General features: G+C 64.1%; 5 protein-coding genes. All 5 read right to left on the bottom strand.

Annotation, left to right across the window (positions count from 1 at the left end; translation table 11 throughout):
* Positions 1-273: 273 nt before the first annotated feature.
* Complete coding sequence (locus tag ACJ73U_RS33005; RefSeq protein ID WP_407781659.1) at positions 274-2,007, bottom strand: carbamoyltransferase; 1,734 nt, start codon at positions 2,005-2,007, stop codon at positions 274-276.
* A complete protein-coding gene (locus tag ACJ73U_RS33000) occupies positions 2,004-2,969 on the bottom strand; it encodes a thymidylate synthase (protein ID WP_407781658.1) in 966 nt (321 codons plus the stop codon). Before ACJ73U_RS33000 ends, ACJ73U_RS33005 begins: the two co-directional genes overlap by 4 nt.
* Positions 2,947-4,698, bottom strand: a complete 1,752-nt coding sequence (locus ACJ73U_RS32995; protein ID WP_407781657.1) for a hypothetical protein — start codon at positions 4,696-4,698, stop codon at positions 2,947-2,949. Before ACJ73U_RS32995 ends, ACJ73U_RS33000 begins: the two co-directional genes overlap by 23 nt.
* A 106-nt stretch (positions 4,699-4,804) precedes the next feature.
* Positions 4,805-5,527, bottom strand: a complete 723-nt coding sequence (locus ACJ73U_RS32990; protein ID WP_407781656.1) for an HAD family hydrolase — start codon at positions 5,525-5,527, stop codon at positions 4,805-4,807.
* A gap of 677 nt (positions 5,528-6,204) precedes the next feature.
* Positions 6,205-6,573, bottom strand: a 369-nt coding sequence (locus tag ACJ73U_RS32985) for an aldo/keto reductase (protein WP_407781655.1), incomplete at its 5' end; no start/stop codon positions are given.

Genomic DNA, 6,573 nt, shown 5'->3' with positions numbered 1-6,573 from the left:
CTCGTTGTGGGCCAGTTGCAGGTAGCGGACCTGGCCTCCGTCGCTGGTCTTGCGGGAGGACACCTTCACGTACACGGCCGGGCAGCCTACCAACGGGATCGACTAGCTGACCACAGGACTTACCAGCTATACACCAAAAACCAGAGACAAGCGTGCCACTAGGCGATTCTGGATCTCCCGCTATGCGCCAACCCTGAGACCTGCGCATATTCCGCCACGCCGGCTCACATCAAGCCATCATCTGCGGAACGCGGGAGAAGCTGTAGCCGATTCTCATTTGGTGATCCACCAGCCTTCGATCATCAGGGCGTCCAGGCCGCTGTCGATGAGGCAGTCGATGGCCATGTCGGGCGTGCCGCAGATGGGCTTGCCCTTGACGTTCAGTGAGGTGTTGATCAGCACCGGGACTTCGGTGAGCTGGTCGAATTCGGTGAGCACGTCGGCCAGGAATGGGTTCTGTTGCGGGGTGAGTGTTTGGATGCGGGCGGTGCCGTTGACGTGCACGACCGTGGGGATCGTGTGGCGGGTGTAGTCGGTGACACCGGACGCGATGGACATGTACGGCGCTAGCTGCGGCAGGGTGAAGTAGTCGGAGGCGGCGTCGGCCAGGACCACCGGAGCGAACGGCCGGAACGGCTCTCGGAACTTGACGGTGCGGTTGAGCCGGTCGATCACGTCCGGCAGCAGTGGGGAGGCCAGGATCGACCGGTTGCCCAAGGCCCGCGGACCGGCCTCCAACGGGCCGTGGAAGAGGCCCACGATCTGGCCATTCGCGAGACGCTCTGCCAGAAACCGGGCAGGGTTCGCGGGACGGTTCGCGTTCAGGCCGGGGCGGGGATGCGGAGGGAACTCGAGATCGGGGTAGGCCGGCCCGAGATAGCATCGCCCGCTGACACCGGCCGGCACGGACTGTGTGTGATCGAGGTGTATCGCGGTGGCGGCGCCGATGGCGGTGCCGGAGTCACCGGGCGCGGGCGGTACATGGACTTCGTCGAACAGGCCCTCGGCGACGATGGCGCCCACGGCGACGCAGTTGGCGGCAACCCCACCGGACAAGCACAACACTCGTGAGCCGGTCAGATGCTGGGCACGGCGCGCAAGATGCACCAGAACCTGCTCGGTGCGGCGCTGGAGGGCGGCGGCCAGGTCTTGGTGAACTTGCTCGACTGGTTCGTCAGGGCGTCGGGTGGGGCAGGTGGCGTGGATGAAGGCCGGGCTGACGCGCGAGAAGTGATGGGACAACACACGCAGCGGGAACAGCCTGGGATCGAGGGTAAAGCCGTGCTCGGTCAACGGGATGGCACGAGCCATGAGGTCAGCGAACCGCTCGGGATCGCCCAGCGCGGCCAAGGCCATCACGGTGCCTTCCTCGTCGCCGCGACGCCATCCGAGATGCTCGGTGACGGCGCCGTAGGCGTACCCGAGCGATGCCGGATCATCGATCTCCTCGGCAATCCGGTAGTCGCAGGCCGCGCCGTGACGTCGAGCGTGGGCGATCGTTGTGGTCTGCGCTTCGCCGAGACTGTCGACGACCAACACGGCGGCTTCGTCGTAGCCTGATGAGCCGAAGGCGTACAAGCCGTGCGCGCGGTGGTGCAGCACCGGGATGACCTGGGCAGACGGGAACTGCTGAGCCAGCATCGCCACTCGGGCCTTGGTGCGGCGGCAGACCTTAACGAAGCTGGCGGCCCGCGGCAACGCGCGGTCGCGGGTCCCGCTCCGGAACAGCTGCCGTGGGGTACTGGTGAGCGCCCGGAGATACCGGTTCGCCTGGAAGTTGTAGCCCACCGCTCTGATGTCTGACCGGGAGATGCCGGCTTCTCGGAGTAGCCAGTTCACAGCTTGGACGGGGAACGCCTTGGTGTGTTTGTCGCCGACGAACCGTTCCTCCTCGGCAAACCCGATCAAAGTGCCGTTGACCAGCAGGGCCGCGGCGGAGTCGTGCGTGTAGGCGCATAGGCCGAGCACCGGCTCCAGTCCGTGTGTTGGTCCTAGCTGGGCGCTCATTGGGACGCTCCGGTCGCGATAGGGCGTCGGGAGTCAACGGCAAGGTGGCCGTACCAGCGGCGGAGGGCCGCGCCGAGTTCCCCAGCGGCGTCGGCGGCGATCGAGCGAGCAGTCGCTCGGTCTCCGCCGCTCCAGGCTCGGTAGCTGGCCATGAGGTGGGCAAACGTGGCCCACACGTCTTCGGCGCCGGTGGCGGGCATGCCCGCGATGACCGCCTCAGTCACGGAAGCGAAGTCGTCCCATGTCACGGAGACCGGTGGCATCTGGGCCGATGGTGGCGGCTGAGCCGGAAGCGTCGCGGCGGCCTTGTGGTGTTCGGCGTAGAGGTGCAACGAATCGACAGTGTGGTGGTACTCGCCGAGCCCGACGCCCAGCCAGCCGGCCAGCAGCTCCTGCACGAGGGTGGCGGTGAACAGGTCGTAGGGCAATCCGAGCCAGAGATCCTGACTGCGCATCGTGGTGTGCATGCGCAGCCGACCCTGCCGCACGAAGAAGCGGTAACTGAGGGTGCACGGCACGTCCCGGTGACCGCAGGTGTCGCGCTCCGGGTTGTAGAGCTGAATGACACCTTGCCGAGAATCGGGATCGACCGTGAGCGTGCGCCGGACATAGTCCAGTTGGTCGACGCCGTCGTTCCAGCGACGCATCCGTGGCCCGTAGGCACCCTGGAGAACGCCGTCATCGGCGTACCGAGTCAGGGAACGGTTGTACCGATAGATCCACGGTGCGTCGCTGCCGGCCACGATCCACAAGGCCTCGGCGACCGCCAACGCCGGGTTGATCACCCGTACAGGTGGAAGATCGACGAACCGCCGGCGAGGATCGGTCAGCTGTAGATGCGCACCGAGAATCTCGCGGGTTTCGAGCCCGCGAGGCCGAACCACCTGGCCGTCGCGCAGTACCGCCTGGGCCGCTGCGACGTACAGCTCATTCGCCGACTCACCGGCCAGCGTGATCATCATGGTCCTCTCTCTCCGGTGCGAATGTCGTCGCGGACACCTGTGGCCGATGGCCGCCGTTGGCGTGGTTGGTGATGCAGGCCGCGACAATCTCGGCGACCGCATCGGCGGCGCTACCTGTCGACCGACAAACGGCGTCCTTTACTACATCGGGGATTGCCAACGAAGTGCCATCCGTGGCGACCTCGTCGAGGGCGCCAGCGATCTCCTCGCTGCTCGTGCATCGGCGTGCGGCGTGCTGGTCAGCGAGCTCGAGCGTGCGGCTCCCGGGAAGCGCGAGTTCCAATACGGGCACGTTCAACAGCAACGCCTCTATGCCACAGGTGGAAGAGGCGCTGGCCACCGCATGCGCACCACCAGCACACCCGCGGGCACCGACATCCGAGGACGCCAGAGCAATCAGGCAATCAGCAGCGTTCACCAGCAACGAGGCGAGAGCAGCCTCCGATTGCGCTGGGTGAGGCGCAATCACCAAACCCCATTCGCCGGTGGCCTGTCGGAGACCACCGACCAGCACATCGAACTGTCGACACAACCGGGTAGTACTGACCGGCTGGCAGGCCCACACCACCATGTGCTCTGGAACACGACCGTGGTTGGCAGTAAACAGCTCACGCAGGTATTGACGGTGACTCTCGCGGTCGATACCCGCCAACGCGTCGAAACGCGGCTGGCCGACGACATGAACCTCGACATCCGCTCGCCGTGCCCACTGACGCGCGACAGCCACATCGCGTGTCCCCATGACCGCAATGTGCCGGCAGTACTCCGCCCGTCCCGTCACCTGGCCGGAGACCCATGCGCCGTGTTGCACGTACACCGTGTCGACGCCCGCACGATCGGCCGCACCTACGGTCAGGACGCCGACCGGACTGGTGTCGTTACTGCACAGCAGCACCGAAGGCTTAGCCGCGGCGAATACACCATCCAGCAACAGTTCCAGTTGGCACACGGCGGCCCATGACGGCTGCGTGCAGTCAGTACTCTGCTCGACGAGACGGGCTGCCAACAACGCCAGCCGACCAAGATGTATGCGGCACGCACCCACCTGCAGAACCCGTCCCGGCCGCTGCGCGCCCACCGTTGATGCATGTAGCCCACCTACTCTCGCGAACGTCTCTGGCGGCACGCGACGGATCGTCAACCCTGAGGTCGGTACCCCAGGGAACCGTTGATCGGGTTCAGTCGCAAGATCTACCACCAAGCTATTGACGCCGTCTGCGCAAAGTTTGGCCAACACCGGCAACAACGTCTCGGCATGCCGAGACGACCAGGACACCGCAACGAGGTCGGTCTGGGTCGCGTCGAGACCGGCCACTGTGTCGGTGGTCTCGGATGCCGCAGTCGGCTCAGCAGCGTTCCCGAGTTCTTGTGTGTCTGAGCTGCCGGCGAGCAGGAACGCAATCCCGATCCAGGAGACGGTGTACGCGTGGTATCCCAGCACTTCGCTGTCACGCACCTCGACAGGTGCGCCGTCCACAGAGGTCACGATTGGCCCAGGCGAGGTCGCAAAGGGCGCCCAACTCGACAATGCGAGCAGCTTCTTAACCACCTGGGTCACGAGCCGTCGTACCGGCACAGCATGCACACGCAACCAACTGATGCCGCCCGGTGTTAGTTCATCGACGCTGTGATCGTGCTCCAGATGGTGCAGGAGGAGGTCCGTATTCGCCGTGATCTCGGCAGCATCGAGTTGGGCGTTCTCCAATGCAATCAGTTCGACCCGTGGCATCGACACAGTCGCTCCGGTTGACGTACAGCCAAGACGCCACCGCGAGCCGTCCGAGACCCCGCGTGGTTCATCGAAGTTGCCGTCGTAGACCAGAAAGCTAGGGTGGCTACTGCTCATGCGATCCCTGCCTCGCGGTCTTGGCGCCCCGGATCGGCAACAAGGCAGGCAACTCGGTCGGGTCGGACAGAACTACCGCACACGGTGGTTCTGGAGAACCGTAGCCCCAGTCGGCATGTACATACGGGATACCCGCGCGGTTGGCTGCCTGCTGGTCAACAGCCATATCGCCGATGTATAGCGCTTCGCACGGATCCACTCCGACGTCGGTAACCGCCAACAGGAGTGAATCCGGTGCAGGCTTGCCGCGTTCCCGGCCTGGAGTACGCACCACGGCCCACGGAACCGCGAATCGATCGAGCAGGGGACCTGCCGTTCGCCAGGACTTCGACGTGACAACTCCTAGGCCGAAACCGTGGGAGTCCAACCACTGGAGCACTTCCTCTACGCCCGGTGGGGGAGTAGCCAGCTCTGCGTTTTCCTGTGAAGCTGTTAGATAGGTGGACTGGATTCGCGCTGGTTGGTCTTGAGGGAGGTCAAGACCGAGTATGCGTAGAATATCGACGAACGGTCTTCCGAGATGTTCGGCATAGTCATCAAATGACGCGGAAATCCCGTACAGTTCGCGAACCCGTTGCCACGCGGCGCGCATGACCGGCAATGTGTGGAACAACGGGCCATCGAGGTCCCACAACACGAGTTTCGTTGAGGTCAAGGTGAGCGGTTCCGCCGATGTGCTGGCACAATCGCGGGGGGCGACAGGTGTATTCAACGATAGTTCCTTCGTTGTTTGGCATTACGTCGTCGGCGAATGTGCAGCACACACGCCGATGATGGCCGCTTGAGCGGTGAACCGAGATCGGCGGACAACGTGAGCATCTCATCCGATAGAACGATGTATTCTAGTTACTCGGGCGACCACTACGGCTGTCTCGAGCTACTGAGTCAAGACACGGTCGGCTACGTCGGCCGCCTCACGCAGGCGCGCTGCCGGTTGTTCTGCTTTGGACGGAACCGCGATGCTTCCAGTTCTTTCATTTCGTCCTCCGGTATCAGGCGGGAGGTCTTTCCCATAGCAATTGCGGCGTGTCTCGACGGACGCGGACGTCGGGGGAGTCGCACGCCCGCGCCCGCCGAGGGGTGGACCGGTAGTCCTGTGATCACAGAAATCCCGGTCCGGTGATCGGCCGCCCAAGCCCCATAGGCGCCTGATCACCCAACGGGACCGAGGGAGCCGTCAGACCTCAACAGCGTCTCAACCTTGATCCCAGCCGAACCGCCTGCTGATGCGGCTCGGCTGTCGACACCGGTAATCCACGGGCCGGCACCGACGTCTCGTTGAACTGGCGATATCACCACCTATCCTTCGGCAGACTCACTGTTTCACCCCGTCCGCAAATAGCGCAGTTCACCAGCTGAAATAGCTGCCAGCTCCGGATGTGGTTCATGTTAGGAGACTGTGGCGGTCACGTTGGTGTCGACGGCCAGCCCGATCGCCACAACGTCCGCTTGTGTCAGTTCAACCTGAGCTGCCGCGAGGTTTTCGTAGAGGTGCTCGGTGTTGCTGGTTCCAGGGATCGGCATCATCACCGGGGAGCGCTGGAGCAGCCAAGCCAGTGCGAGTTGGGCGGGGGTCGCGCCGTACTTCGTCGCCAACTCGTACACGGCGCTACCGTGCCCCAAGAGTCGGCCGGCGGCCAGCGGCGAGTACGGCACGAAGGCTGTGTTGGTGAGTTCGCAGTGGCGGAGAACGTCTTCGTAGGTGCGGTCGGTGAAGTTGTATTTGTTGTTCTGATGTGCGTCGTGTAGGTTATGTGT

The sequence above is a fragment of the Actinophytocola sp. genome (assembly GCF_045807065.1).
GTDB lineage: Bacteria > Actinomycetota > Actinomycetes > Mycobacteriales > Pseudonocardiaceae > Actinophytocola.
The sequence above is the reverse complement of the archived record's forward strand: the minus strand, read 5'-3'. Positions and strand labels throughout refer to the sequence as shown.